Source organism: Citrobacter portucalensis (genome assembly GCF_023374935.1).
Classification (GTDB): domain Bacteria; phylum Pseudomonadota; class Gammaproteobacteria; order Enterobacterales; family Enterobacteriaceae; genus Citrobacter; species Citrobacter portucalensis.
Genome location: NZ_CP092466.1, coordinates 2,253,238 through 2,279,057 on the forward strand (window position 1 = coordinate 2,253,238; position 25,820 = coordinate 2,279,057).

At 52.6% G+C, this 25,820-nt stretch carries 24 protein-coding genes and 1 pseudogene; 9 read left to right on the top strand and 16 right to left on the bottom strand.

Features of this window, described 5'->3' with window-relative positions; translation table 11 throughout:
* Positions 1 to 27 precede the first annotated feature (27 nt).
* Genes LY264_RS11030 through manX form a run of 4 tightly spaced genes read right to left on the bottom strand, consistent with a single transcriptional unit; the run spans position 28 to position 3,232 of the window.
* Positions 28 to 486 (bottom strand): DUF986 family protein, encoded by a 459-nt coding sequence (locus LY264_RS11030; protein WP_003021010.1) that lies wholly within the window; start codon positions 484 to 486, stop codon positions 28 to 30.
* Between the two features lie 60 nt (positions 487 to 546).
* Entirely contained in the window at positions 547 to 1,398 is an 852-nt protein-coding gene (locus LY264_RS11035; RefSeq protein ID WP_003833769.1) for a PTS mannose transporter subunit IID, read from the bottom strand.
* 12 nt (positions 1,399 to 1,410) lie between these two features.
* A complete protein-coding gene (locus LY264_RS11040; protein ID WP_003021004.1) occupies positions 1,411 to 2,211 on the bottom strand; it encodes a PTS mannose/fructose/sorbose transporter subunit IIC in 801 nt (266 codons plus the stop codon).
* A 58-nt stretch (positions 2,212 to 2,269) separates the two neighbouring features.
* Complete coding sequence (gene manX, locus LY264_RS11045) at positions 2,270 to 3,232, bottom strand: PTS mannose transporter subunit IIAB (protein WP_003833768.1); 963 nt, start codon at positions 3,230 to 3,232, stop codon at positions 2,270 to 2,272.
* 313 nt (positions 3,233 to 3,545) lie between these two features.
* On the opposite strand from manX, the gene LY264_RS25990 reads away from it, so the two are divergent.
* Positions 3,546 to 3,704 (top strand): protein YoaL, encoded by a 159-nt coding sequence (locus LY264_RS25990; RefSeq protein WP_370766360.1) that lies wholly within the window; start codon positions 3,546 to 3,548, stop codon positions 3,702 to 3,704.
* A complete protein-coding gene (gene yoaE, locus LY264_RS11050; protein WP_008785026.1) occupies positions 3,692 to 5,251 on the top strand; it encodes a CNNM family cation transport protein YoaE in 1,560 nt (519 codons plus the stop codon). The genes LY264_RS25990 and yoaE overlap by 13 nt, the downstream gene beginning before the upstream one ends.
* A gap of 6 nt (positions 5,252 to 5,257) precedes the next feature.
* Here the strand turns inward: yoaE and LY264_RS11055 are convergent, their stop codons facing one another.
* The 4 genes from LY264_RS11055 to pabB all read right to left on the bottom strand — a co-directional run bounded on the left by LY264_RS11055 (position 5,258) and on the right by pabB (position 10,481).
* Positions 5,258 to 6,859 carry an EAL domain-containing protein gene (locus tag LY264_RS11055; protein ID WP_048224169.1) on the bottom strand — a complete coding sequence of 534 codons (1,602 nt, stop codon included), beginning with the start codon at positions 6,857 to 6,859 and terminating at the stop codon, positions 5,258 to 5,260.
* A 130-nt stretch (positions 6,860 to 6,989) separates the two neighbouring features.
* Positions 6,990 to 8,354 (bottom strand): L-serine ammonia-lyase, encoded by a 1,365-nt coding sequence (gene sdaA, locus LY264_RS11060; protein WP_003833765.1) that lies wholly within the window; start codon positions 8,352 to 8,354, stop codon positions 6,990 to 6,992.
* Between the two features lie 183 nt (positions 8,355 to 8,537).
* Positions 8,538 to 9,116 carry a CoA pyrophosphatase gene (locus tag LY264_RS11065; RefSeq protein WP_003020991.1) on the bottom strand — a complete coding sequence of 193 codons (579 nt, stop codon included), beginning with the start codon at positions 9,114 to 9,116 and terminating at the stop codon, positions 8,538 to 8,540.
* Between the two features lie 3 nt (positions 9,117 to 9,119).
* Positions 9,120 to 10,481 (bottom strand): aminodeoxychorismate synthase component 1, encoded by a 1,362-nt coding sequence (pabB, locus tag LY264_RS11070; RefSeq protein ID WP_048224166.1) that lies wholly within the window; start codon positions 10,479 to 10,481, stop codon positions 9,120 to 9,122.
* Positions 10,482 to 10,564: 83 nt separating this feature from the next.
* Between pabB and LY264_RS11075 the strand changes: the two genes are divergently transcribed.
* Positions 10,565 to 10,744: a YoaH family protein gene (locus LY264_RS11075; RefSeq protein ID WP_003020986.1), complete on the top strand. Its 180-nt coding sequence runs from the start codon at positions 10,565 to 10,567 to the stop codon at positions 10,742 to 10,744.
* Positions 10,745 to 10,750: 6 nt separating this feature from the next.
* On the opposite strand, the gene LY264_RS11080 is transcribed toward LY264_RS11075, so the two are convergent.
* Positions 10,751 to 11,095: a RidA family protein gene (locus tag LY264_RS11080; protein WP_003020984.1), complete on the bottom strand. Its 345-nt coding sequence runs from the start codon at positions 11,093 to 11,095 to the stop codon at positions 10,751 to 10,753.
* A gap of 141 nt (positions 11,096 to 11,236) precedes the next feature.
* On the opposite strand from LY264_RS11080, the gene LY264_RS11085 reads away from it, so the two are divergent.
* The 5 genes from LY264_RS11085 to rnd all read left to right on the top strand — a co-directional run bounded on the left by LY264_RS11085 (position 11,237) and on the right by rnd (position 17,670).
* Complete coding sequence (locus LY264_RS11085) at positions 11,237 to 13,147, top strand: DNA repair helicase YoaA (RefSeq protein WP_003020980.1); 1,911 nt, start codon at positions 11,237 to 11,239, stop codon at positions 13,145 to 13,147.
* A 58-nt stretch (positions 13,148 to 13,205) separates the two neighbouring features.
* A complete protein-coding gene (gene tsaB, locus LY264_RS11090) occupies positions 13,206 to 13,901 on the top strand; it encodes a tRNA (adenosine(37)-N6)-threonylcarbamoyltransferase complex dimerization subunit type 1 TsaB (protein WP_048224163.1) in 696 nt (231 codons plus the stop codon).
* A gap of 94 nt (positions 13,902 to 13,995) precedes the next feature.
* Positions 13,996 to 14,580: a Slp family lipoprotein gene (locus LY264_RS11095; protein ID WP_048224161.1), complete on the top strand. Its 585-nt coding sequence runs from the start codon at positions 13,996 to 13,998 to the stop codon at positions 14,578 to 14,580.
* A 204-nt stretch (positions 14,581 to 14,784) separates the two neighbouring features.
* Positions 14,785 to 16,470 carry a long-chain-fatty-acid--CoA ligase FadD gene (gene fadD / locus LY264_RS11100; protein ID WP_122984018.1) on the top strand — a complete coding sequence of 562 codons (1,686 nt, stop codon included), beginning with the start codon at positions 14,785 to 14,787 and terminating at the stop codon, positions 16,468 to 16,470.
* An 84-nt stretch (positions 16,471 to 16,554) separates the two neighbouring features.
* A complete protein-coding gene (rnd, locus tag LY264_RS11105) occupies positions 16,555 to 17,670 on the top strand; it encodes a ribonuclease D (protein WP_048224155.1) in 1,116 nt (371 codons plus the stop codon).
* Between the two features lie 49 nt (positions 17,671 to 17,719).
* Here the strand turns inward: rnd and LY264_RS11110 are convergent, their stop codons facing one another.
* From LY264_RS11110 to LY264_RS11125, 4 genes and pseudogenes are all read right to left on the bottom strand, one after another.
* Positions 17,720 to 18,685, bottom strand: a complete 966-nt coding sequence (locus LY264_RS11110; protein ID WP_048224152.1) for a PDR/VanB family oxidoreductase — start codon at positions 18,683 to 18,685, stop codon at positions 17,720 to 17,722.
* Positions 18,686 to 18,756: 71 nt separating this feature from the next.
* Positions 18,757 to 19,881 (bottom strand): annotated as a pseudogene (gene yeaW / locus LY264_RS11115) (carnitine monooxygenase, oxygenase subunit YeaW).
* A gap of 44 nt (positions 19,882 to 19,925) precedes the next feature.
* Complete coding sequence (locus tag LY264_RS11120) at positions 19,926 to 21,527, bottom strand: BCCT family transporter (protein ID WP_048224147.1); 1,602 nt, start codon at positions 21,525 to 21,527, stop codon at positions 19,926 to 19,928.
* A 251-nt stretch (positions 21,528 to 21,778) separates the two neighbouring features.
* Positions 21,779 to 22,861, bottom strand: coding sequence for a tartrate dehydrogenase (locus LY264_RS11125; protein ID WP_048224144.1), 1,083 nt, complete (start codon positions 22,859 to 22,861; stop codon positions 21,779 to 21,781).
* A 103-nt stretch (positions 22,862 to 22,964) separates the two neighbouring features.
* Here LY264_RS11125 and LY264_RS11130 point away from each other — a divergent pair, with 103 nt between their 5' ends.
* Entirely contained in the window at positions 22,965 to 23,882 is a 918-nt protein-coding gene (locus LY264_RS11130) for a LysR family transcriptional regulator (protein WP_003833741.1), read from the top strand.
* Between the two features lie 86 nt (positions 23,883 to 23,968).
* Here the strand turns inward: LY264_RS11130 and minE are convergent, their stop codons facing one another.
* Genes minE through minC form a run of 3 tightly spaced genes read right to left on the bottom strand, consistent with a single transcriptional unit; the run spans position 23,969 to position 25,782 of the window.
* The gene (minE, locus tag LY264_RS11135; protein ID WP_003833739.1) at positions 23,969 to 24,235 is read right to left on the bottom strand and encodes a cell division topological specificity factor MinE; all 267 of its coding nucleotides are present in this window, start codon (positions 24,233 to 24,235) and stop codon (positions 23,969 to 23,971) included.
* Between the two features lie 3 nt (positions 24,236 to 24,238).
* Complete coding sequence (minD, locus tag LY264_RS11140; protein ID WP_003020956.1) at positions 24,239 to 25,051, bottom strand: septum site-determining protein MinD; 813 nt, start codon at positions 25,049 to 25,051, stop codon at positions 24,239 to 24,241.
* A 23-nt stretch (positions 25,052 to 25,074) separates the two neighbouring features.
* Positions 25,075 to 25,782, bottom strand: coding sequence for a septum site-determining protein MinC (gene minC / locus LY264_RS11145; protein WP_048224142.1), 708 nt, complete (start codon positions 25,780 to 25,782; stop codon positions 25,075 to 25,077).
* Between the last annotated feature and the right edge of the window lie 38 nt (positions 25,783 to 25,820).

Sequence of the window (25,820 nt, forward strand, 5' to 3'; positions counted from 1 at the left end):
AAACATAGTTCAGGCTATATTTATAAGTTATTGATTTGAAATTAAAAGTTTATATATCCTCTCAAGATCGTCTATATTTCGTACGCGGATTAACAATCTTCGATGTTCTAATTGCATCACTAATACACCGTCTTCAGATAAATTCATCTCTTTAATGCGGTTATATTCAATCCAGACGTTGGCGAAGAAAAAACCTTTCTGCTTGAAGATGATTTTTGGCGTACGGATCCAGAACAGATACAACCCCATCAATACCAGTGCACATAATAACCATGTGGTAAATTGCGCGCCGTGGCTGGTGATGTTGTTGTAGATAAGAATAGCTACCAAGCCAAGGAAGATAACGCTGTCGACTCTGCTGCGGGGAAGCAGGGCGACAGTAAGCAGAGTAGGGCCATTACGGCGGGGCATGATGAACTGATCGTAAATGGCATACGCCAGCAGCGAAAAGATGAATAGAACTAGCACCAGGTCCGTGATAGTCATGAATCCTCAACCCTCTAAATAGAAAAACCGGGGGCAAGCCCCCGGTGATGTACAACAGTCTTACAGGCCGAGCAGTCCGACAGCGTAGCCCGCGATACCGATGACGAAGAAGCCAACGATGATCCACAGCGGGTTCACTTTTTTACGCAGCAGCCACATACAGGCGAATGTCAGCAGCAGAGGAACCAGACCCGGCATCAGCTGGTCAAGGATAGTCTGCACGGTGGTAACACGAGTCTGACCATCCTGACCGGTGATAGTGGAAACCACCAGCGGGATGTTTACGTGCGTCCACTTGTTAACCAATGCTCCCATGACAAACAGGCCGAGGATTGACGCCCCCTCGGTCAGCTTCTGCAGGAAGCCGCCGCCCATATCTTTAACGATATCGACACCTTTACGGTAGCCATATGCCACACCGTAATAACGGGTTGCCAGACGAACCAGGTTAAACAGGATGAAGAACAGCAGTGGCCCCAGCAGGCTGCCGCTCATCGCAATACCTGCGCCGAGTGCGGCGAAGACCGGACGTACGGTACCCCAGAAGATCGGGTCACCGACGCCTGCCAGCGGACCCATCAGACCAACTTTGATACCGTTGATGGCACCATCGTCAATCTCTGCGCCGTTTGCACGCTGTTCTTCCATTGCCAGCGTAACGCCCAGTACTGGAGCCGCTACGTACGGATGGGTGTTAAAGAATTCCAGGTGACGCTTAATCGCTTGCTTACGTGCATCGTTGTTTTCCGGGTACAAGCGGCGGATAGCCGGTACCATGGAGAAACAGAAACCCAGCGCCTGCATACGTTCGAAGTTCCATGAACCCTGAAACAGGTTAGAACGAATGAACACGCCACGAATGTCACTCGGAGTGAGTTTTTTCTCGGTGGTAGTTTTAGTCATATCAACCATTTCGCTCACCTGCTAGTCCAGTTCGTTATCGAGATCGTTATTGCCAGCCGCCGCAGCAGGTGCACCGGCTACGCGGTTATATTTCGGGCTCAGCTGAATGTAGAGGATGGCCATGACTGCGCCAATCACACCCAGAGCAACCAGGTTGAAGTTAGTAAATGCCGCGGTGACGAAGCCGAGGTAGAAGAATGGCATCAGATAGCCTGCGCGCATCATGTTGATGACCATCGCATAACCAACCACTACGATCATACCGCCTGCGATGTTCAGACCACCGGTTACGACTTCCGGAATGGCGTTAAGCATGCTCTGAACTTCACTGGTACCAACAGAAATCGCAACGATTACCGCCGGGATAGCGATACGCATAGCCTGTAGGAACAGAGAGGATACGTGCAGCCAGGAGAGCGCAGTCAGGTTACCGTTTTCGGCTGCCTTATCCGCTGCGTGCTGGAATGCTACGGTGATTGTACGAACGATAATGGTCAGTACCTGGCCTGCTGCTGCCAGTGGGATAGCCAGCGCGATACCGGCACCAATGCTTTGGTGACCCGCGATAACCAGAACGGTAGAGATAATTGAGGCCAGTGCGGCATCTGGTGCAACCGCAGCACCGATGTTCATCCAGCCCAGGGCGATCATTTCCAGGGTACCACCGATGATGATACCGGTTTTCATATCCCCGAGAACGGCACCAATCAGCGTACAGGCCACCAACGGACGGTGGAACTGAAATTCATCGAGTACCGACTCCATACCCGCGATACATGCGACGATGAACACCAGCACAATCTGAAGAGTGGTAATCTCCATTGTACTTCTCCTATTGCTATACAGACTTAAGTGTGAAAACTAAGTAAATGCCAGAGAATTATTTCACCTTGGCAATCAAATCCATCATTTTCAGTTTCTGATCGGTAGAAACCTTACGGGCCTCAAGCTCAATACCGCGTTCGTTGAGTTTCTTGAAGGCTTCGATGTCTTTGTCATCGACAGAAATTGCGTTGTTTACCTGCGTTTTACCCTGACGGAAAGCCATACCGCCAATGTTCACGGAGGTAATTTTCACACCACCTTCAACGATACGTTCTACGTCGGTTGGGTTGGTGAACAACAGCATCACACGCTCACCTGCATATTTCGGGTTGTTGTAGACGCGGATCATTTTCGCGACATCAACCACATGCGCCGTCACACCCGGAGGTGCTACCTGAGTCAGCAGCGTTTTACGCACGGTATCGGCGGCAACTTCATCACTGACGACGATAATGCGTGTTACGTTGGTTTCTTTGGTCCAGCGAGTTGCCACCTGACCATGGATTAAGCGGTCATCAATACGCGCCAGGCCGATCTGCATATAATCGTTCGGACCCATTGGTTTCGCGGGAGTTGCTGCTTTAGGTGCCGCGACAGGGGCAGGAGCGGCTTTTTCCACCGGTTTTGCTTTCAGCGCTTTCACGCCTTCGCTACCGGTTTCAACGGCCAGTGCCACTAATTCATCAAAGCTTGGGTTGTCATCACGCGCCATGAAGGTCTCAACCAGCATGGGAATGTTCACACCGGCGATTACTTCGTAATGCTCTTTATCGACGACAATGCGGCTCGCAGCGTTAAACGGGCTGCCTCCCCATGTGTCAACGAGAAACAGCACGCCTTTACTGGTATCGAGTTTTGCCAACTGAGCGTTGTACTTTTCGATCAGCGTTTCAGCATTTTCGCCTGGAACGAAATCGATCCAGCCGACGTTTTCCTGCTCGCCTAACAGCATCTCTGCCGTCTTAAGTAACTGCTCTGCAGCCCAACCATGTGTGCCTATTACAATAGCAATGGTCACTTGCTACCTCCTTTATTATCGTTAACACATCAACGTGAAGATGTATTTGAATCGTCGTCCGCAATCGAATCGATTCAGATAAGGGTTACAAAGAAAAACCTATGATTTTCGTGAATTATTTTAGATATCGAAAAAAATATTTTATGTGATGAAGATCCGTAATTTAACTTCCGATAAAAAGAAATTTCGAAGGGTAAAATATCTCCGAAACAACTTATTGCAAAGGAAGGTAAATCTTTGCTAAAAACAGCTTCTCTCTGTTATGTTTAGCATCTGTTTAATTACTCAGGAGTATAGGGCAGTAGCCCACCATATGGATCGTCACCGACGTCATTTCACCTTCAGGCCGTATCAAGCCTGTCAGATTGGCACTTTTTGCCACAAATTTTCTCTGCATATCGCTTTAACGCCTGAGATCCTCAGCGCGCAGTTTGGTCATTCCTTAAGCAGGAGCTTGTCATGGAATTATTAATGGACCCGCAGATTTGGGTGGGTTTGCTCACGCTTGTCGTTCTCGAAATTGTTCTGGGTATTGATAACCTGGTCTTCATTGCGATCCTGGCTGATAAGCTGCCGCCGAAACAGCGTGATAAAGCGCGTTTAATCGGTTTGTCACTGGCACTGATTATGCGTCTGGGCTTGTTGTCCGTGATTTCGTGGATGGTGACGCTGACAAAGCCGCTGTTCACGGTAATGGACTATGCGTTCTCGGGGCGCGATCTGATTATGCTGCTGGGGGGTATCTTCCTCTTGTTCAAGGCTACGACAGAGCTGCATGAGCGGCTGGAAAACCGTGAACATGATACCGGGCAGACGAAAGGGTATGCGAGCTTTTGGGTTGTCGTAACGCAGATTGTCATCCTCGATGCGGTGTTCTCGCTGGATGCCGTGATTACGGCGGTCGGCATGGTCAACCATCTGCCAGTGATGATGGCGGCAGTAGTGATTGCCATGGCCGTGATGCTGCTGGCCTCTAAGCCGCTGACACGATTTGTGAACCAACACCCGACGGTGGTGGTGCTGTGTCTGAGCTTCCTGTTGATGATTGGTCTGAGCCTGGTTGCCGAAGGGTTTGGCTTCCATATTCCGAAAGGTTATCTGTATGCGGCGATTGGTTTCTCGATCATCATCGAGTTGTTTAACCAGATTGCCCGTCGTAACTTTATTCGTCACCAGTCGACGCTGCCGCTGCGTGCACGAACTGCCGATGCAATCCTGCGTCTGATGGGCGGTAAACGTCAGGCCAGCGTGCAGATGGAATCCGATAACCCGGTGCCGGTTCCTGTCCCGGAAGGCGCGTTTGTGGAAGAAGAACGCTATATGATTAACGGCGTCCTCTCTTTGGCGTCGCGTTCATTACGCGGCATTATGACGCCACGTGGTGAAATCAGCTGGGTTGATGCCGACCTGAGCGTGGCGGAAATTCGTGAGCAGTTGCTTTCGTCACCTCATAGCCTGTTCCCGGTATGCCGTGGCGAGCTGGACGAAATCATCGGTATCGTGCGTGCTAAAGAGCTGCTGGTGGCGCTGGAAGACGGTGTGGATGTGGCGGCGATTGCCTCTGCTTCTCCGGCTATCGTTGTTCCGGAAACGCTGGACCCGATCAATCTGTTAGGCGTTCTGCGTCGTGCCCGCGGTAGCTTCGTTATCGTCACTAACGAGTTTGGCGTAGTACAGGGTCTGGTCACGCCGCTGGACGTATTAGAAGCCATTGCTGGTGAATTCCCGGATGCCGATGAAACACCAGAAATTATAGCTGATGCAGGTGGTTGGTTGGTCAAAGGCGGTACCGATCTGCATGCGTTGCAACAGGCGCTGGACGTGGATACGTTAGTGAATGAAGACGAAGACATCGCCACGGTGGCAGGTTTAGTCATTGCGGCTAACGGCCATATTCCACGTGTCGGTGATGTTATCGAGGTTGCACCGCTGAGTATTACGATTGTCGAAGCGAATGACTATCGTGTGGATTTAGTTCGCATTGTTAAAGAACAACCCGCTCACGACGAAGACGAGTAATCGGGTTTAGCGAAACGGCATGACGGGCATACTGTGTCGCCCGTTATGTCGGGTGGGCGGCGGCGTGCTGCCCGCCAGCCACTTAGGGAAATCGCGCAGCGGCATTGGCTTTGCGTACAAAAAACCTTGCAACAAATGTACGCCGTGTCGGCGCAAATGCTGAGCCTGCGCCAGTGTTTCAACGCCTTCCGCCACCAGTTCTATATTCAATTTTTTCCCCAAAGCGATAATGATGTCTGTGACGGTTGAATTAACGGCGTCTGTTCCTATTGCCGAAGTAAATGATTTATCGATCTTCAGCACATCCGGGCGGAGTTTTTCCAGCCATGAGAGCGAGCTGTTGCCGGTGCCAAAATCGTCAATCGCCAGTTTTACGCCAAGGCGATTTAGCTCGCGTACAATCCGATAATCCACATCCAGTAACGCATCTCGTTCGGTAAGTTCGATGACTAACTGCTGAATGGGATGCTGGCTAAACCAATACTGGTTGAGATCTTTTAACAGCGTGCCATGGCGAAAATGGCTGGCGGCGACATTAATCCCAATATGAAACTGACTGCTCATCGGGAAAACGTGTCTTTGCTGAATGGTTTCTGCGATGACATGACGGGTTAGCGGCACAATCAGGTTGTGCTCCTCAGCGATGGGAATAAACACTTCCGGAGAGATCCAACCCTGGCGTGGGTTATTCCAGCGTAGAAGAATCTCCACGCCCATGCATTGCTGGGTTTGCGCATTAAGCAGCGGCTGGCAAAATAGCTCGAATTCCCGAGCAGCAAGGGCCAGATTAATCTCCCAGGAAAAACTCATTCTGCTGGCAGTTGCCAGCCATGCCAGGTAGCCCACTAATAAACTCAGGATCACCGCCAGCGGCAACTGTGTTGGCAGATGTTTAATCGCCAGTTCACTGGGACCGGGGCCGGTGACGCTAATGGTAAACGGGAAATGTTGAGATGACAGCTGGTAGCGTTTTTCATCATTTAGCTTAGGCAGAGTATCGACCACACCTTGATCATACAGTAGATGCCGATTACCAACGGTTAAGCTGGCATCGGTGATCTGCGGCGGCTGGGGTTCAAGCAACATAGACGACAATAAATCGATATTGACGATTTCCAGCACGCCATCTTCACCATCGGCAGAGGATGGATACCATTGCGTGAGAATCGGACTGCCTTTTATCAGCGAATGGTCAGTAGACAGCAGCAGTTGCGGTTCCCGGCTGGGTAATTCGGACTGTAGTTGGCGAATGGGGACATTGCGATACCCAAAAATGCTGGAGCAGTAGAGGATCCCGCTTTGAATAAGATTAATAGAACGCACTGTTTGCAGTCTTGCGGCATGTTTGCTTAAGGGTAAACGCGCCACTGAGCAGGGGAGGCCAATTAACGGCAGCAATACATCACGTCCGGTCTGCAAGGGTAAAAGCACGTCATCCAGTTCTTCTACAGCATGGTTGGCAAAGGTGACGATATTTCGGTGATTTAAATTACGCTCCGAAATAAATCGGACAGTTAATGTGAGGATGAGCGTCAGTAGTGCACATACTGTGCAGACGATTAAGCGATTCCGGCGATAATTTTTAATGATCCGTTGTGCTGTTTGCATGCGGGCCGCCCGATAAGCCGTTGGTCACAGAAGCCAACAGCAACAGAGCAAGTGTAGTGGGGAAAATTACAGTAGACGAGGGAGAGGGGGCAAATTCGCCCATCCGTCGCAGATGGGCGAAAATTAAGTATTAGTCACATTGAACTTTGATTGCCAGGCCACCGCGTGACGTTTCGCGGTATTTGGCGTTCATGTCTTTACCTGTTTCGTACATGGTCTCAATGACTTTATCCAGCGAGACGCGCGGCGCGCTGGTACGGCGCATTGCCATACGCGCAGCGTTGATCGCCTTCACTGAAGCAATTGCGTTACGCTCAATGCACGGAACCTGTACCTGACCGGCAACCGGATCGCAGGTTAAGCCGAGGTTATGTTCCATGCCGATTTCGGCAGCAACACACACCTGCTCAGGGCTCGCGCCCAACAGTTCAGCCAGACCAGCGGCAGCCATGGAGCAGGCTACGCCAACTTCACCCTGACAACCTACTTCTGCACCAGAGATTGAGGCGTTCATTTTGTACAACGCGCCAATTGCACCGGCCGCCAGGAAATAGCGGGTATAGATATCTGGGCTGACGGACTCGATGAAATGATCGTAATAGGCCAGTACCGCAGGCACGATACCGCAGGCACCGTTGGTTGGCGCTGTCACTACGCGACCGCCCGCGGCGTTTTCTTCGTTAACGGCCAGCGCGAACATGTTCACCCAGTCGATCACGTTCATCGGATCGTTGGACAGCTTATCGCTGGAAACCAGCATACGACGCAGAGCTGAAGCACGACGAGGAACGCGCAGCGGACCCGGCAACACACCTTCGGTGTTCATGCCACGATCGATACAGGCCTGCATGGTTTGCCAGACGTGGCCAAAGTACTCTTCAATCTCTTTTTTGCTGTGCAGAGCAAGTTCGTTCTGCATCGCCATGCCAGAGAGAGACAGGCCGGTGCTGTTGCAGTACTCCAGCATTTCAGTCGCGGATTTGAACGGATAAGGCACGCTGACCTCGCCCGCGGCATCCTGACCAAAATGTTCTTCATCAACGATGAATCCACCGCCGATTGAGTAGTAGGTTTTGCTATAAATGACGGTTTCGCCATTGTACGCATGGATCTGCATTCCGTTTTCATGCAGCGGCAGGTTGCCGTTGTGAAAACGCATCCCGTCATTCTGCGGGAAATCCACTTCGTGCTGACCCTGTGCAAGCAGCAGGCGTCCACGCGTTTCTACGTCGCGGATAAATCCGGGGATGCTATCAATATCCACGGTAGCAGGCTCATTGCCCGCCAGACCCATAATAATGGCGATATCGGTGTGGTGACCTTTACCCGTGAGCGACAGTGAACCATACACGTCGACGGCGACACGAGTAACGCTGTCCAGTAATCCTTTTTCGACCAGGTCATCGACGAACTGTTTACCCGCCTTCATAGGCCCTACGGTATGGGAAGATGAGGGACCAATCCCCACCTTAAACATGTCGAATAGACTAATCACGATAATACTCCTACAGGGCGACTGGGCTTTCCAGTAACGATGTTATAACTGCGCATAGTGTAAGAGGGAACGCGGCGATCGGCTTAACTATTCACATGAATTAAACTAATAGATAACCGCGGTTTTACTAATGTTGTGACCTGAGTTTCAAGTTGTCTATGGCGTGCGTAAAGATAAGTATAGTCAGGGCTTGACGCCAATTTGCAGCGCCAGCTCACGAATTATTCCGGCAGTCATTCCCCAGACGAAATATTGCTCATACCAGGAAAGCCATACGCGATGTGAATCGCCACGACGGTAAATATCCAACGGGTGGTAACGACCTAAATGCAGGGCCTGGGCCAGCGGCATTTCGAACACTGCTGAAACTTCATCTTCACTGGCGCGATACGGCAGATTAGGCGGGATAATGCCTACCACTGGGGTGACCTGGAAACCGGTCACGCTGTCGACCGGCGGCAGAACGCCGATCACTTCTACGCATGAAGGTGGGATCGCCACCTCCTCCTGTGCCTCGCGAAGGGCGGCGGCAATTAACGAGGCATCACTGCTATCCACCGCCCCACCGGGGAAGGCGACCTGTCCGGCGTGCTTGCGCAGGTGAACGGAACGTTGGGTTAACAACAATCCCGGCTGTGGACGACGCACGACGGGGATCAGTACGGCGGCCTGGCGCTGGTTTAACGCGGCATGATTGACCTGCGGGCGCAGGAGTTGAAAGCGCGATAAGAAATCATCAAGCGTCAGGCTGCTGTATTCCACGTCTCAGTTCTCCAGTTGGTGCAAAATACGATTCACTTTATCAAATGTTTCCTGATATTCAGCGTCTTCCTGACTGTCCGCCACTATGCCGCCGCCAGCGGAACAATAAATTTGTCCGTTTGTGGCTGTCAGCGTGCGAATGGTGATGCTGGTATCCATATTGCCGCAGAAACTCAGATAACCGATGCTGCCACACCAGGCATTACGTCTTTGTGGCTCCAGTTCGTCAATAATTTCCATCGCCCGCACTTTCGGCGCACCGGTAATAGAGCCGCCGGGGAAGGCTGCGCGTAGCAGATCGGTGGCGTGTAATGACTCTGGCAGACGTGCGGTAATGGTGCTGACCAAATGATGAACGGCAGGGAACGGTTCGACGACAAACAGCTCCGGAACCTGTACCGAACCCGGTACGGCAACGCGGCCAATATCATTACGCATCAAATCGACGATCATCAGGTTCTCCGCACGATCCTTCGGCGAATTCGCCAGCCGCCGGGCCTGCTCACGATCGGCATCGGCATCTTCAAGCCTGGGCAACGTACCTTTAATAGGACGCGTCTGGATATGCTGGTTCTCCAGCAGAATAAAACGTTCCGGCGAAAGACTGAGGATAACGCCTTCCTCAAGACGAATAAACGCGCTGAACGGGGCGCGGTTAGCGTGATTGAGTTTGACAAATGCCTGCCACTCATCCCCCTCGTAATGCGCCTGAAAACGCTGCGCGAGGTTGACCTGGTAACAATCGCCGCTGTGCAGATAGCCCTGCACCTGGCGGAATTTTTCGCCGTACCGGGCGCGGCTCATATTGGACTGCCACGCCGAGGTCAATATAAACGGCTCACGCGTTGGCGGTTGTTGCGCGTCGAGCCATTTCAGGCGAGCCTCGACATCGGTATGGCTGAGCAGCGATACGGTCTGCAACTGGTGGTCAACAATCAACGCCCAGTCGTAAATGCCAACGGCCATATCCGGTAGCGTAATATCGCGCTCAGCAATAGTCGGCAGAGATTCAAAGCGTCGGCCAAGGTCGTAGCCAAACAGACCTAACGCGCCGCCCTGAAACGGCAGATCGGGATGATACTCGGGGTGAATCTTGTGTGCAGCTAGCGCGGAATGTAATACCGTCATTGGATCATCAAGCGAGCGCGTGATTGCGTGCCTGTCCTGCACTACGGTCTCTTCAGCACGTGTAACCAACGTGGTGACGGGATCCGCCACCAGAATATCAAAGCGGTTATGCGGATGGTCGGCTTGACCTGAATGCAGCAGCATCGCCCAGGGCAGATGGCTTAATGTCGAAAAATAGCGTTCAGCGGCGTCCTGACGCCAGGGTAATGTGATTACTGCGGGAGATAACGTCTTCATCAGTCCTGACTCGTTGCTACTCTACTGGCTAACTGCCCGGTAGCATGAAATAATTAGCGCAGACAATTTAGCAGGAGTTAACAATGTTTGCAGGTTTACCTTCACTCAGTCATGAGCAGCAGCAAAAAGCGGTAGAGCGTATTCAGGAGCTGATGTCGCAGGGGATGAGCAGCGGACAAGCCATTGCTCTGGTTGCTGAAGAGTTACGCGCCAGTCATACCGGCGAGCGGATCGTGGCGCGTTTTGAAGATGAAGACGAATAACGCCGCTTAAACTGCAGCGATTATCTTAATCTCAACTTTGTATTTCGGGTTCATCAATCCGGCCTGAACGGTACAACGTACCGGCGCGTGGCCAGCAACGACCCACGCGTCCCAGGCTTTGTTCATGGCGGCAAAATCGTTTTTGTCTGCCAAAAATAGGGTGGCATCAAGAATACGTGACTTGTTGCTGCCTTGTTTTTCCAGCACCGCATCAATTTGCGCCAGCGTATTTGCCGTCTGCTCAAAGGCGTCTGCATCCAGATTTTCCGGCACGCCGGTGTAATACAGCGTGTTGTTGTGGATTACCACGTCGGACCAACGCGCTTCGGCATCAATGCGCACAATCGTCATAAATCATTCCTCATTTACGTTTTTTTATAATAGCTTTGGGTTGCGCCAAGACTGCCATAATGTTGTGCCCACGTCACCTCTTCAACTGGCGAAAGACCCGCTGGCCTGACATAATCCCTGTTCAAATGAACAGGGGGCAGTGTGACGGACGATTTTGCAGCAGACGGTCAGTTGGCTAAAGCGATACCGGGTTTTAAACCGCGAGAACCACAGCGGCAGATGGCCATCGCCGTCAGTCATGCCATCGAAAAATCACAACCACTGGTGGTAGAAGCCGGAACCGGAACGGGTAAGACCTACGCTTATCTTGCCCCAGCGCTGCGTGCAGGAAAGAAGGTCATTGTCTCCACGGGCTCGAAGGCGTTGCAGGATCAGCTATACAGCCGCGACCTCCCGACCGTCGCGAAAGCACTGAAGTTCACCGGTAAACTGGCGCTGCTGAAAGGGCGTTCAAACTATCTGTGCCTTGAGCGTCTCGAACAGCAGGCGCTGGCGGGTGGCGACTTGCCGGTACAAACGTTAAGCGACGTCATTCTGCTGCGCTCCTGGTCAAATCAAACCCTTGATGGGGACATCAGCACCTGCGTCAGCGTGGCGGAAGACTCTCAGGCCTGGCCGCTGGTGACCAGCACTAATGACAACTGTCTGGGCAGCGACTGCCCGCTGTATAAAGAGTGTTTTGTCGTTAAAGCGCGTAAAAAAGCGATGGATGCGGATGTCGTCGTGGTTAACCATCATCTGTTTCTCGCCGATATGGTGGTAAAAGAGAGCGGGTTTGGCGAACTGATCCCGGAAGCTGATGTGATGATCTTCGATGAAGCGCATCAGTTACCGGATATCGCCAGCCAGTACTTTGGTCAATCGCTCTCCAGTCGCCAGCTGTTAGACCTGGCGAAAGACATCACCATTGCCTATCGCACCGAGCTGAAAGACACTCAGCAGCTGCAAAAGTGCGCCGATCGCCTTGCACAAAGCGCTCAGGACTTCCGCTTGCAGCTTGGTGAGCCGGGCTATCGCGGAAATCTGCGGGAACTGCTGGCCGACCAGCGCGTACAGCGCGCGTTTTTGCTGCTCGATGACACGCTGGAGCTGTGTTATGACGTGGCGAAGCTGTCTCTCGGGCGTTCGGCATTGCTGGATGCCGCGTTTGAGCGCGCCACGCTTTATCGTGCGCGTCTGAAGCGCCTGAAAGAGATCAACCAGCCAGGCTTCAGCTACTGGTATGAATGCACCTCCCGCCATTTCACCCTCGCGCTGACACCGCTTACGGTGGCGGATAAATTCAAAGAGGTGATGGAACAAAAGCCGGGCTGCTGGATTTTTACTTCCGCGACGCTGTCGGTAAACGACGATCTTCATCATTTCACCGCACGACTGGGTATTGAAGATGCCGAGTCGATGCTGCTGCCAAGCCCATTTGATTACACGCGCCAGGCGCTGCTGTGCGTGCCGCGTAATCTCCCGCAAACCAACCAGCCGGGGGCTGCGCGCCAGTTAGCATCCATGCTGCGACCTATTATCGAAGCGAACAACGGCCGCTGTTTTATGCTGTGCACTTCGCACGCGATGATGCGCGATCTGGCGGAACAATTCCGCGCTACCATGACGCTTCCCGTACTGCTGCAGGGCGAAACCAGCAAAGGACAACTGCTACAGCAGTTTGTCAGCGCAGGTAATGCGCTATTGGTTGCCACCAGCAGCTTCTGGGAGGGCGTGGACGTGCGCGGCGATACGCTGTCGCTGGTGATAATCGATAAACTGCCATTTACCTCGCCGGACGACCCGCTGTTAAAAGCCCGAATGGAGGATTGTCGACTGCGCGGCGGCGATCCGTTTGAAGACGTCCAGTTGCCGGATGCGGTAATCACCTTGAAGCAGGGTGTAGGGCGTCTGATACGTGATGCTGACGATCGCGGCGTGCTGGTGATTTGCGACAATCGTCTGGTTATGCGGCCATACGGCGCCACCTTCCTGGCGAGTCTTCCTCCTGCGCCGCGGACGCGTGACATCGCTCGCGCGGTTCGCTTTCTTGCCATACCAACGACTGAGTAATTTGTTACGGAGTGTGGTAAGATGCGCGCCAAATTTATTGATCTGATCACAAACACCCATGCGAATTCTGGCTATCGATACCGCCACAGAGGCGTGCTCTGTTGCCCTGTGGAATGACGGTACTATCAAGGCTCTCTTTGAGCTTTGCCCACGAGAACACACCCAACGAATTTTACCGATGGTTCAGGAAATCCTGGCCGCTGGCGATCTCACGTTAACCGATATCGACGCCCTGGCGTTTGGTCGCGGTCCCGGCAGTTTCACCGGCGTGCGTATCGGTATTGGCATTGCTCAGGGGCTGGCGTTAGGCGCAAACTTACCGATGATCGGCGTCTCCACCCTGGCGACCATGGCACAGGGCGCCTGGCGTAAGTCGGGCGCGACTCGCGTACTGGCGGCGATTGACGCGCGAATGGGCGAAGTCTACTGGGCCGAATACCAGCGTGATGACAACGGTAACTGGCACGGTGAAGAAACCGAAGCGGTGTTAACCCCCGAGCAGGTACATGAGCGTTTATTGCAGCTGTCTGGCGAGTGGGTGACGGTCGGGACGGGCTGGCCGGCATGGCCTGAGCTTGGTAAAGACAGCGGGCTGACGCTCAGCGATGGTGACGTGTTGCTTCCAGCGGCTGAAGACATGCTGCCCGTCGCCACGCAAATGCTGGCTGCGGGTGAGACCGTAGCGGTCGAACACGCTGAACCGGTTTATTTACGTAACACCGTGGCGTGGAAGAAACTTCCCGGTAAAGAATGAATCTTAGTAGTAGAACCCCGGCTAAGACGTACAGTCGTCAGTGCACAGCATTGTGAACAGGCCGGGGCAGAAGCTAAGAAAAGGGAGTCACAATATGGCGGTGCAAAAGCAGTTATTGAAAGGTGTGTTGGCGGGGGCCTTAGCGTTAATGCTTAGCGGCTGCGTCACCATCCCGGATGCGATTAAAGGTTCGAGCCCGACGCCGCAGCAGGATCTGGTGCGGGTGATGAATGCGCCGCAGCTGTATGTCGGACAGGAAGCTCGTTTCGGTGGCAAAGTGGTGGATATTCAGAACCAGCAGGGAAAATCCCGTCTGGAAATTGCCACCGTTCCGCTCGATAGCGGTGCACGCCCCGTGCTGGGTGAGGCCTCTCGTGGGCGGATTTATGCTGATGTAAATGGCTTTCTCGACCCGGTAGATTTCCGTGGTCAGTTGGTCACCGTCGTCGGCCCGATAAGCGGTACGGTGGACGGAAAAATCGGTAATACGCCGTATAAATTCATGCTGATGCAGGTAACTGGTTATAAACGTTGGCATATTACTCAGCAGATTGTCATGCCGCCTCAGCCTATCGACCCCTGGTTCTACGGTGCGCGTGGCTGGCCTTACGGCGGCTACGGCGGATGGGGCTGGTACAATCCCGGCCCGGCACAGGTTCAGACCATAGTAACAGAGTAACTCTTTGTTTTATTGGTAAAAGAAACAGCGGCTCGTCCGCTGTTTCTGCATTAACGTGGATATAAGAAAAATAAATAGTGACGTGCTTCGCAACCTTGTCGTTGTGTAATAAACAAACTGGTACGCTGAGTTAATATTATGTTAACAGTTTGTTTATTGCCTGGGGTTGTGATGACGACGAATACGCATTTTAGAGGTGATGTATTGAAAAAGGTTTGGCTTAACCGTTATCCCGCTGGTGTTCCTGCGGAGATCAATCCTGACCGTTATCAATCCCTGGTGGAACTCTTTGAACACTCAGTAAGACGCTATGCCGATCAGCCCGCGTTTGTAAACATGGGGGAGGTGATGACCTTCCGCAAGCTTGAAGAGCGTAGCCGTGCGTTTGCCGCTTATTTACAACAGGGGCTCGGGCTGAAAAAGGGCGATCGCGTCGCGCTGATGATGCCGAATCTGCTGCAATATCCGGTCGCACTGTTTGGGATTTTACGTGCTGGCATGATCGTCGTGAACGTGAACCCGTTGTATACGCCTCGCGAGCTGGAACATCAGCTCAACGATAGCGGCGCGTCGGCGATTGTCATCGTGTCCAACTTTGCCCATACGCTGGAAAAAGTGGTCGACAAAACGTCGGTGCAACACGTGATCCTGACGCGTATGGGCGATCAGCTGTCGACCGCCAAAGGAACGCTGGTTAACTTTGTCGTGAAGTACATCAAGCGCCTGGTGCCGAAGTATCACCTGCCGGATGCCATCTCGTTTCGCAGTGCGCTGCAAAACGGCTATCGCATGCAGTATGTGAAACCCGAAGTGGTGTCGGAAGATCTGGCGTTCCTGCAATATACCGGCGGGACAACCGGCGTGGCGAAAGGCGCGATGCTCACGCACCGCAACATGCTGGCTAACCTGGAGCAGGTTAACGCCACCTACGGCCCGTTGCTGCATCCGGGCAAAGAACTGGTGGTAACGGCTCTACCGCTGTATCACATTTTTGCGCTGACGATGAACTGCCTACTGTTTATTGAGCTGGGTGGTCAAAACCTGCTGATTACTAACCCGCGTGATATCCCAGGACTGGTCAAAGAACTGGCGAAGTATCCGTTTACCGCGATGACCGGCGTAAATACGCTGTTTAACGCGCTGCTGAATAACAAAGAGTTTCAGCAACTGGACTTCTCGTCACTGCACCTTTCAGCAGGTGGTGGAATGCCGGTTCAACAGGCGGTAGCTGAACGTTGGGTGAAGCTGACGGGGCAGTATCTTCTGGAAGGTTATGGCCTGACGGAGTGCGCGCCGCTGGTGAGTGTCAACCCTCACGATATTGACTACCACAGCGGAAGTATCGGTTTACCGGTTCCCTCCACTGAGGTCAAGCTGGTGGAAGACGACGACAACGAAGTGCCGCCGGGAGAACCGGGTGAGCTGTGTGTGAAAGGTCCACAGGTGATGCTGGGCTACTGGCAGCGACCAGACGCCACTGACGAAATCATCAAAGACGGCTGGCTGCACACCGGCGATATTGCGGTGATGGATGATGAAGGCTTCCTGCGTATTGTCGATCGTAAGAAAGATATGATCCTGGTGTCCGGCTTTAACGTCTACCCTAATGAAATTGAAGACGTGGTTATGCAACACCCTGGCGTGCAGGAAGTGGCTGCGGTTGGGGTTCCGTCCGGCAGCAGCGGTGAAGCGGTGAAAATTTTCGTAGTGAAGAAAGATGCCTCGTTAACCGATGAAGCGCTGGTCACTTTCTGTCGTCGTCACCTGACGGGCTATAAAGTACCAAAGCTGGTGGAGTTTCGCGATGAGTTGCCGAAATCTAACGTTGGTAAAATTTTGCGACGAGAATTACGTGACGAAGCGCGTGCCAAAGTGGACAATAAAGGCTGAGCGTTAAGTCAGCCAGTAGAAAACGCCGGGAAATCCGGCGTTTTTTTTGGCGCAAACCTAAGAGAGCACGATTTGAATTATCAAATGATCACCACGGACGACGCGTTGGCCACGCTGTGCGAAGCCGTCCGTGAATTTCCGGCGATAGCCCTGGATACAGAATTTGTTCGCACGCGTACCTATTATCCGCAGTTGGGGCTGATCCAGCTGTTTGATGGCAAACACGTTGCTCTGATTGATCCGCAGGGGATCACCGACTGGTCGCCGCTGCGCGATATTCTGCGTAATACTGCCATCACCAAATTCCTGCATGCAGGTAGCGAAGATCTGGAAGTGTTTCTCAACGCTTTTGGCGAACTGCCGCAGCCGTTGATTGATACACAAATTCTGGCTGCTTTTTGCGGTCGTCCGCTGTCGTGGGGGTTTGCCGCGATGGTGGAAGAGTTTACGGGGGTGGCGCTGGACAAAAGCGAATCCCGCACCGACTGGCTGGCCAGACCGCTGACCGAGCGTCAGTGTGAGTACGCGGCGGCTGATGTCTGGTATCTATTACCGATCACCACAAAACTGATGGTTGAAACTGAAGCCAGCGGCTGGCTGCCAGCCGCACTGGACGAATGTCGCTTAATGCAGCAGCGTCGCCAGGAGGTTCTGGCGCCTGAAGACGCATGGCGCGATATCACTAACGCCTGGCAGTTGCGTACTCGTCAGTTGGCCTGCCTGCAACTGCTTGCCGACTGGCGACTGCGTAAAGCGCGTGAGCGCGATCTGGCGGTGAACTTTGTGGTGCGTGAAGAACACCTGTGGGCGGTCGCTCGTTATATGCCAGGGAGTCTGGGTGAACTGGACAGCCTCGGCCTTTCCGGTAGTGAAATTCGCTTCCACGGCAAAACGCTGATTTCTCTGGTGGAAAAAGCGCAGGCTTTACCGGAAGAATCACTGCCACAGCCGCTGCTGAATTTGATGGATATGCCTGGATACCGCAAAGCGTTTAAAGCTATTAAGGCGCTGGTTGCCGAGGTGAGTACTGAGCATAATCTTAGCGTCGAACTGCTGGCTTCACGCCGTCAAATCAACCAGCTACTCAACTGGCACTGGAAATTAAAGCCGCAGCAGACCCTGCCGGAGTTGGTTTCCGGTTGGCGTGGCGAACTGATGTCCGATCGTCTCAACGCGCTGCTGCAGGAATATCCGCAGTAAGTCACCAGGCTCGCCGGGTTGCGCCATTGCTAACCCGGCCTGCGCAACGCTACAAATCAAGCACCAGGCGCTTACCTTTGGCGCGTGAGCAGCAAATAAGCATGCTTTGCTGGCTGGCTTTTTCGTCGTCGCTGAAATACTGATCGCGGTGATCCGCTTCCCCTTCAAGAATCGTCGTTTCACAGGTGCCGCAAACACCTTCCCGGCACAGGCACTCAACGCGCGCGGCTTTGTTATTTTCGATAACCTGCAAAATGGTCATCTCTTCCGGGACCACAAACTCGCGTCCGGAACGCGCCAGAATCAGGGTAAAGGCATCACCGCTTTTATCTTCCAGCGCAAATTGTTCGAAATGTAGCGTATTGCTTTCCAGTCTATGGAGGGAAGCCGCTTCTCTGACGGCATCGTTGAGCACTGCTGGACCGCAGGTGTAAATATGTGTTCCGGGTTCGACATCGGCCAGCAGGCGAGATAAATCAAGGCGGGTCCCTGCGCTTGACAGATGCAGATGAATACGATCGACGCTGGGGTGTTGCAGGAGTTCGTCATAAAACGCGCAGTTGTCCTGACTGGGAGAGCAATAATGCAGTTGCCATTGCGCCTTAGAGTGTTCCAGTTCCGGGATATGCGATAAAAACGGTGTGATGCCGATACCTCCAGCAATCAACAGATGTTGTTGTGCCTGAGGAGCGAGGGCGAACAGATTGTTTGGCGTGGAGATCGTGAGCGTGTCGCCGGGTTTCACCTTTTGATGCAGATATCGTGAGCCGCCTTTGGACGCCTCCTCCAGTCGTACGGCGATTTGCCAGGCGCTGGTATCGAAGGGTGAACTCATCAGCGAGTACGCATTGCTGTATAGGTTCTCGCCATCGCGCATCTGCACGATGATATGGCTGCCACCCTGAAACGCAGGCAACGGCTGGCCTGAGGTTGGCATTAGGGTGAAGCGTTTTACCTGCGCGGTAATGGTCTCAATCCGACTGACCCGGACTTCTTGCATTTGATAATCAGACATTGCGGCACTCCCTAAAAAATCTGTCCGGCGCGGTTCAACGACGCGCCGGTGTCTGTCGTTACAGCCCCGGGTTATTCCTGAAACACCTGCGCGACCAGATTATGGAAATGGGCAATGCCATGTTCGGAGATACCGCTGCCGCTGGTGTCGGCCATAATGCGGCCCTGACCGCGATACCCGCGCGATTTCAGCCCCTTTTGCACGCTTTCAACCAGACGTAAATCTTCAGGACGAAAGACGTTGCGATACCATTCGATCAGTTGTTTCTGCTCTTCGGTCAGCTCTTCGTTGGTGAAGTAAATGTCATAGTTTTGCAGCGTGGTTTCCGCATCCACCGGGAATTCGTAGATAACGGTCATCATGCCTTTGATTGGCGTGACGTTGAGCATGGTGCACGGCCACAGCCAGAAACCGTGGAAGGCGGCATCAACACCTTCTTCGAACTTAAATGACTGCTCTGACGGTTTGGCTAAACCGTATTGTAGCGTCCAGTTGCCGTGCATAGTATGCCAGTAACGATCAACCTGAACCGAGTCGGAAAAACCAGGGTGAGCCGGGCCGCAGTGGTAGCACTCCAGATAGTTATCGACAATATTCTTCCAGTTGGCTGGAGTTCGGGTCGTAAAGCGCGCCGCCAGCTTCAGGTCATGCACATCAGGGCAGGCTTCGATAACTTTGTCTGCAAGACCTGGGAGTTGTTCTTCTACGCTGCCCGCGTTCGGATCCATGTTGATAAACACGAATCCGGCATATTCTTCCAGCCGTACCGGGGTGAGATGTGCTTTCTCACTGTCGAAGTTGGCAACGTTTTCGCAGTTACGTGCATGCGCCAGGTTACCGTCAAGCTTGAATGCCCAGGCGTGGTAAGGGCAGGTAATCACATTTTTCGCTTTCCCTTCGCCGCTCAACAGTTGATGACCACGATGCGGGCAAACGTTGTAGAACGCGCGCAGCACGTTATCGCGACCACGTACCAGCACGATGTTCTCGCCAATCACTTCCCGGGTTACATAGTCATTGGGTTTCGCCAGTTCGCTACTGTGGGCTACACAAATCCAGCTCTTAGCGAACACTTTCTCCTGCTCGTGCTCGAAGGCCTGATGGTCGGTATAGAACCGGGCAGGGATAGTCTAGGCGTCCTGCGGGTTGGCACAGAAATTTTGCGGCAGAATAAACTCAGGGCTCAGATTGCTCATTGGAATACCTTTAATTTGTGAGTAAGAGGATTTTTTACTGGCGCTTAATTGTCGCCTTTGAGTAATGTCGCGGCCGGTGGTGCGACGGGGACGTCCACTGGCGTTTCGGGGAGATGACCTTCAATTTGATGTGCAGGAACGAGGGCATAGTCCTGCCGTACCCAACGAAGAAAACCGCCAACCTTCACCAACAGAATGGCGAGGAAGGGAAGTGCGGTCAGAACCACCGTGGTCTTCATGGTTTCCAGGGACGCGCCGGTGAACAAAATCGATAATGGGATCAGGGTGATGACCACGCACCAGAACAGACGTAAGCTACGTTGCGGATCTTCCCCTTCCTGCAGGTTACGCGTGCTGGTGGCCGCCATGGTGTAGGCGACGGCATCCATATGCGAGGCGAGAAAAATAATCATGATCGCCAGATACGCCACCAGGAACAGTTTCCCGGCAGGCAACGACATCAACACTTGCTGTACGGCTGTTTCGCCGCCTAACGTGGCCATAACCTGCGGTACGTCGATCACACCGTTCACAAATTGGTGAATGGAGTAGCTTTCCATCACGCCAAAGAAGAACCAGCAGCCAACGGTACTACCCAGGATTAACGCCCAGATAACCTCTTTGATTTTGCGACCTCGGGATACGCGAGTGACAAACATTGCCACGCCAGGGGTGTAGGAGATCCACCACAGCCAATAGAACACCGTCCAGTTGCGGGTGAACTCACCGTTGCCTAGCGGGTCGGTGAACAGACTCATCTGCAAAAAGTTTTGTGTCGTCAGACCGATGGCGTTAATGATGTTGTTGGTGATGAACTCGGTCGGGCCGACAATCAGCACCAGCAGCGGCAGTAAAAACGCCCCCCAGCCGACCATTTTGCTCAGACGTTGCAAGCCGTTGTTGATGCCGATCCAGGAGCTCAGACAGAAAATGCCGCCAGAGAACAGGATAACAAACGCCTGTACTGTGAAGTTATCCGGTAAACCCGTGAGAGCAGATAAACCACGGGTAAAGGTGGCGGCGGTGACAACCAGAGAGATGGTTAACGCGCCAACTGTGGCGATCAGGAACATCAAATCAACCAGCCGGCCCCAGACGCCCTGCGGATGCACGCCGGTGATAGCGGCGATTATTCCGGACAGGCTCAGCCCTTTGTTTTTCCGCACATGAAAGTGGTAGGCCATGGTTAATGAAGCCAGCGTATAGGTCGCCCAGGCGCTAATTCCCCAATGGAAAAAAGAGTAGGGTAAGCTGTATTCCAGCGCTTTTTGCGAGTGCGGAGCGATATTCAGACCCGGGGTCTGGTAATAATAGGCCCACTCAGCAACGCCCCAGTAGAGCGTGGAGGAACCTAGTCCGGCACAAATAAACATAAACAGCCAGGACAGCGTGCTGTATTCCGCTTTTCCTTCTCCCAGACGAATATTGCCGTATTTGCTGGTGGCCAGCCAGACGACCAGACCCATCGCCATCAGAACGAGGATCTGCACGGCGGAACCCAGCATCCGGGTAACGCCGTTAAAAAGGGTATTTGCGACTTGTGCAGACTGCTGAGGGAAGAGACTAAGTGTGGCGGCGATGAAAAGAATAGCCACCAGACTGATGGCTATCAGCGGCATGTCTTTTTTCTTAACGTTGCTCAACATGGGATCTCCTGGGCACAGTTGCCCGCGTATGGCATTAGCCTGTCGTTGTTATCATGCTGTAGGGAATCAGTGATCTTACATTTAACAATTTTATTATTTGTTCTTTACATGAATTAAACAATTGCTCGATGCGTGAAGCAATAAAACACGGAACGGAAATAATAAAAGGTGAATTGGCGCAGGTTATTGGCGCCATAAAAAGCATAAAAAAGCCGCGTCAGTGACGCGGCTCATATTCCGTGGTTTGACCTCTAACGCAATGCCCGAGAGATGGCCTCACCAACCTGTTGGGTGGTGGCAGTGCCTTTCATATCCGGTGTTTTCGGGCCGCTGGCAATAACCTGCTCAATTGCAGCCAGAATACCGTCGTGTGCGGCTTTATAGTTAGCATCACCGTTGCCAAGGAAGTCGAGCATCATGGCGCCAGCCCAGATAGTCGCTATAGGGTTGGCGATGTTCTTGCCGTAGATATCGGGGGCCGAACCGTGTACTGGCTCGAACAGAGACGGGAAGGTGCGTTCCGGGTTTAAGTTGGCTGAAGGCGCAATGCCAATCGTTCCGGTACAGGCTGGACCCAGATCGGAAAGGATGTCGCCAAACAGGTTGGAGGCAACCACCACGTCAAAACGCTCCGGCTGCATCACAAAGCGGGCGCAGAGTATATCAATATGCTGTTTATCCCAACGGATCTCGGGATAGTGAGCCGCCATTGCTTCTACACGCTCGTCCCAGTACGGCATGCTGATGGCCAGGCCGTTGGATTTGGTCGCCGAGGTCAGGGTTTTACGCGGGCGATTTTGTGCCAGCTCGAAAGCGTAACGCAATATACGATCGACGCCGCGACGGGTGAAGACCGACTCCTGGATAACCACTTCGTGTTCTGTACCTTCGCTTACGCGTCCGCCGAGTGAAGAGTATTCTCCCTCGGTGTTCTCGCGCACCACATAGAAATCAATGTCTCCAGGCTGCTTGCCAGCCAGCGGGCAAGGTATGCCTGGAAACAGACGTACCGGGCGCAGGTTGACATACTGGTCGAATTCGCGGCGAAACTTAAGCAGCGAGCCCCATAATGAGATGTGGTCCGGCACGGTGTCCGGCCAGCCAACGGCACCAAAATAGATAGCATCGAAGGATTGTAACTGCTCATGCCAGTCATCCGGCATCATCTTTCCGTGATGGGCGTAGTACTCGCAGCTGGCCCATTCCATTTGCTCAAAGCTGAGTGACAACCCCCAACGCTCGGCGGCTGCCTGCAACACCTGAATGCCTTCAGGCAGGACTTCTTTACCAATGCCATCTCCGGGGATAGCGGCAATACGACAGGTTTTCTTCATAGCAGCTCTCACTTGTACGCCATCAAAATTGACTTTCCCCGTATCCTATAATTGACTTATTAATAGTTAATCCCCCTAACTGGTGAAACATAAAACACAGATCATGAATAATCTGCCGCTGCTAAATGATTTACGCGTCTTTATGCTGGTTGCACGTCGTGCGGGATTTGCCGCCGTTGCCGAAGAGTTGGGCGTATCTCCGGCTTTTATCAGTAAGCGCGTTGCCCTGTTGGAGCAAACGCTGAACGTGGTGCTGTTGCACCGAACAACGCGGCGCGTAACCATCACGGAAGAGGGGGAGCGGATCTACGAATGGGCACAGCGGATCCTGCAGGATGTCGATCAGATGATGGACGAGCTGTCCGATGCCAGGCAGATCCCGCAGGGGATGCTACGAATTATCAGTAGCTTTGGTTTTGGCCGCCGGGTGGTCGCTCCGGCGCTGTCTGCGCTGGCAAAAGAGTACCCGCAGTTAGAACTGAGGTTTGATGTTGAAGACCGTCTGGTAGATATGGTCAATGAGGGCGTCGATCTCGATATTCGTATCGGGGATGATATCGCGCCGAACCTGATTGCCCGCAAGCTGGCGACTAACTATCGTATTCTGTGCGCCTCGCCGGAGTTTGTGGCGCAGCATGGAGTGCCGAAACAACTGAACGATCTTTCTACTTTTCCCTGCCTGGTTATTAAAGAACGCGACCATCCGTTTGGTATCTGGCAAATGCGTAATAAAGAGGGCGCACACTCAATAAAGGTTACGGGGCCGCTGTCGTCTAACCATGGCGAAGTGGTACATCAATGGTGTCTGGATGGGCAGGGAATTGCTTTGCGTTCGTGGTGGGACGTTTGCGACAACATTGCCAGCGGACATCTGGTGCATATATTGCCTGAGTATTATCAACCCGCCAATATATGGGCGGTTTATGTCTCCCGGCTGGCGACGTCGGCAAAAATCCGTATTACGGTTGAGTATTTGCGCCGCTATTTTGCCGAAAACTACCCAAAGTTTACTTTGGAATAAATGCTCGATAGGTTAGTCAGAGACAGAAAATAAAAAAGGCAGAATAATCTGCCTTTTTCGTAACCATGATTTAGCGACAAAAGAGCTTATTTAGACTCTTCTGCTTCAGGTAATGTCACGTTAAGTTCGAGGATCGAAATATCGCCGTCTTTTTGTTCAAGTTGTACCGTGACCATTTCGGGATCAATTTGTACATACTTACAGATAACGTCGAGAATATCCTTACGCAGCTGCGGTAAATAATGTGGCTCGGCGTCACTACGACGACGTTCCGCAACAATAATCTGCAGTCGCTCTTTAGCGATGTTCGCTGTGCTCTTTTTCCGCGAGAGAAAAAAATCCAGTAATGCCATAACTTATCCTCCGAACAGGCGTTTGAGGAAACCTTTCTTCTCTTCTTCAATGAAGCGGAAAGGACGTTCTTCTCCCAACAGACGGTCTACGGTATCAGCATAGGCTTTACCGGCATCAGCATTGATGTCGAGAATAACCGGCTCACCCTGGTTAGACGCGCGCAGGACTGACTGATCTTCAGGAATCACGCCAACCAGCTTGATTCGCAGAATTTCCAGTACGTCTTCCATGCTCAGCATGTCACCTTTATTAACGCGGCCAGGGTTGTAGCGCGTCAGCAACAAATGCTCTTTAATTGGATCTTCACCGTTTTCCGCGCGACGAGATTTCGACGCCAGAATACCCAGTATACGGTCAGAGTCACGTACAGAGGAGACTTCCGGGTTGGTGGTAATAATCGCTTCATCGGCAAAATACAGGGCCATCAGCGCACCGGTTTCAATACCCGCCGGAGAGTCGCAGACGATGAAGTCGAATTCCATCGTTTTCAGATCGTCCAGAACTTTCGCGACGCCTTCACGCGTCAGCGCGTCTTTATCGCGAGTTTGTGAGGCCGGAAGAATAAAGAGATTTTCGGTACGCTTATCTTTGATTAGCGCCTGATTTAACGACGCATCGCCCTGAATAACGTTGACGAAGTCGTAAACGACGCGGCGTTCACAACCCATAATCAGATCAAGATTACGCAGGCCGATATCAAAATCAATAACGACAGTTTTCTTTCCCTTCTGGGCCAAACCTGTAGCGATGGCCGCGCTGGAGGTGGTTTTGCCAACGCCCCCTTTACCCGAAGTAACAACAATAATGCGTGCCATAGAAATTCCTTGTTAAAAAGGGATCAATTCAACGGTTGAACTGTCAAAGCGTTCTCTGCTAATTGCAGACGTGCCGCTTTGCCATAAAATTCTGCTGGGATTTTATCACTCAGCCAATAAACACCTGCGATAGACACCAGTTCTGCCGTCAGATGGGTACAAAAAATTTGCGCTTCCCGGTCACCGCTTGCGCCTGCCAACGCACGGCCTCTCATCATTCCATAAACATGAATATTGCCATCAGCGATAAGCTCTGCGCCTGCACTGACGTGGCTTGTAACAATCAGATCACATTGTGGTGCATAAATGCGCTGACCGGAACGAACCGGCACATTTATTAATCGTGTTTTTGTGATGGGAGTAACGTTTTGTGGCGGAGCGACGGGAGCCGGGGCCTCAACGGGCGCAGGACGAATAGCTTTTTCTTTACCTTCAGTCAGTAAAGGAAGACCCATTTCGTCGATTTCAGCCTTGAGTCTGGCGTCTTTGCATCCGCTAACGCCGATAATGCGCAATCCGGTAGACGCGACAACCTTCTGCAGCGCTGACCAGTTTACCGGGCTTTCAAGACTACTCACGTTAACCACTACGGGAGCATGTTTTAAAAAAGCAGGTGCCTGCGCGATTTTGTCTTCCAACGCCTGACGAATAACCTCGGGTTCTGCTTCATGTAAATGAACCACTGATAAGGTGAAGCTACTGCCTTTAAGCTCGATTGGCGTGTTTGACATCCTGGCCTTACTCAATTTGCTATTTATCATCCCCAGCG